This window comes from Shewanella sp. 11B5, from assembly GCF_002836795.1.
Taxonomy (GTDB): domain Bacteria; phylum Pseudomonadota; class Gammaproteobacteria; order Enterobacterales; family Shewanellaceae; genus Shewanella; species Shewanella frigidimarina.
On the sequence record NZ_PJAP01001091.1, the window covers coordinates 1 to 2312 of the forward strand.

A 2312-nucleotide genomic window follows, 5' to 3' on the forward strand; every position below is an offset into this window, starting at 1 on the left:
CCCAAACCCTTGCTGCCGATGCTGGTACTGCTTTTTTTGCTAATGTATTAGCCATAATTTTCCCCTCAAAATTGTCCAGCAGTTATTGGTACTGGAGCATTTTGAGCTAATAGTCCTTCACTTTTTAAAACTTGCCATAACTCAAATGGAATGCTTTCTGAAAGTGCATTGAAGTCCTCTGAAATTCGTGAAGGTTTGCTTGCTCCCGGAATAACAGCTGCAACGGCTTCATTAGCCATTACAAATTGCAATGCGACGGATTTAATGCTGACAGAAAAATCATCACAGATAGATTTAATACGAGAAACTTTATCTAGAATAGCTTGAGGGGCTTTTTGATACTCAAAGTGTGAACCACCAGCGAGAATTCCAGAACTGTATGGACCTCCTACAACAATATCCACATTTTTCTTATATGCTTTAGGCATCAAACGCTGCAATGCAACCTCATGGTCAAGCAGCGTATAGCGACCAGCAAGTAAGAAGACATCAGGTTTATCTTCTTCAAGCTCTAAAGTTAGCTCTAGAGGCTCAACTTTATTAACACCTAATCCCCATGCCTTAATGACACCCTCACGTTTTAATTGTGCTAAAACTTTGAAAGCACCATTACGAGCCTCTTCAAATTTTGCCAACCAATTGTCACCATGAAAGTCTTGCGCAATATCGTGAACATAAACAATGTCTAATCTATCAGTGTCTAATCTTGTTAGGCTTTGTTCAATTGATCTTAATGTACCGTCAGCTGAATAATCATCAATTACTTTATTTTTGCGTCCATGCTCAAACAAAGTGCCTTTCTCACCAAACTCTTGTGCTCCTGTAATATGTTCATCAAGAATTATTCTTCCAACTTTTGAGCTAAGGATAAAATCATCTCTATTGTACTCTTTTAATGCCTTACCCAAACGAAGTTCTGACAATCCCGCACCATAAAATGGAGCTGTATCAAAATACCTGACCCCTTGTTCCCATGCTGCTTTGACTGTATTTAAAGCTTCTTCTTCTGGAATATTTCGAAACATATTCCCTAATGGTGCGGTTCCAAACCCTAAGGTTGAAGCTGTTAACAATTTATCGCGGATACTCATTATTTATCTCCTCATTAGAAAGTGAAGAGATAATAGAATACTCAAAAAAATCAGTCCAAGACTGAGTTGGCTATAGTTAAGTCCTAAAAGGTCCGAATGTTGACGGGTATATTGAACATACCATCAGACTCTTAGTATAAGTCAGTCTAGTAAAATCCACACAACTAGACTCTTTGTTGTTTTCTAGAATTTATGAAATCAACTCAAAAGAGGCGCTTTGAGCAACATTACCATTTAGTAAAATTTCAATGATATAGCTGCCTTGTCGGTACTTACGAGTACTCAAATCTTTAAATGCTCGTGTTGTAACAATTTCCAGAATCTGCTCAGGTAGAATACTGAATGTTTTGAGTTTAAATACTTTGGTTGACATTGAACCGTTTGCTCTTGGGAAGTGTAGTCGATAGTCAACTACCGCTGGTTGTGTTTCACTATCCTGGGAGATAACAGCTAATGAGATAGTAAGTGAGTCTCCCTGACGAATTGTTGTAGGGGTCAGTTTTAGTCGTGTAACACCAAGTTTCGCCAGATGATCGACACCATGTAATGCAAGCGCTCTTGGGTTCCCTTGTTTTATAAGATTACGCAGCGCATGCCGGATGACCCATTTTACATTAGGATCATCAGTTGACCAGGTTGCCACCCAATCCAGAACTGCCTCAGGATATTCCTTAGCAAGATCATTTAGGTGATTTGCTACAGACTTTCTGACATAAAGGCTAGAATCTGATTTTAGCTGCTCCAAGATTTCCATGGCGGGCGAAGGCATCTGTAACATATTGGAAAGTTTAATCCCCCAGGGGAGTCTTGGTCGGCATCCTTCACAGGCAAGACGTCGCAGGTGTTCATTATCACTTTGCATCCATTGCAACAATATCGATATAGTTCGACTTTGCTCGTTTGACAGAAAAGGACGAATAGCAAACTCAGCAGTACCATAGCTGGTCATTGTTGATAATGCCTGCATTGAGGTATCAAAATCGTGCTGACCATATCTTGCAATATACTCAGTCAGAGCAACAGCCTGAAATCCGGGAGCTATCTGGTGCACCATCTGGCATAAAATTCTCACTGCATCAGGGTACGGACTTGGCAGGGCATTATAGAGAGCATCGGCGATATGCCTTACGCGCTGCATAATTGAAAGGTCTTCAATTCCATCGAGAGCAAAAGCAATAAATTGCTCAGCATTAAAGACTTCTGACACTTGAGCCCCAGCCC

General features: G+C 40.4%; 2 protein-coding genes. Both read right to left on the reverse strand.

The genetic code is table 11. The annotated features are described in order from the left end of the window. Positions 1–65 precede the first annotated feature (65 nt). Positions 66–1091 carry an aldo/keto reductase gene (locus CXF78_RS20630; protein WP_102037811.1) on the reverse strand — a complete coding sequence of 342 codons (1026 nt, stop codon included), beginning with the start codon at positions 1089–1091 and terminating at the stop codon, positions 66–68. 190 nt (positions 1092–1281) lie between these two features. Continuing rightward, a partial coding sequence (locus tag CXF78_RS20635) for a DNA alkylation repair protein (RefSeq protein ID WP_102037812.1) occupies positions 1282–2312 on the reverse strand: 1031 nt, incomplete at its 5' end.

Excerpts from the sequence above, each read along its gene's own strand:
- CXF78_RS20630 (WP_102037811.1), bottom strand. The coding sequence starts at position 1,091 with ATGAGTATCCGCGATAAATTGTTAACAGCTTCAACCTTAGGGTTTGGA.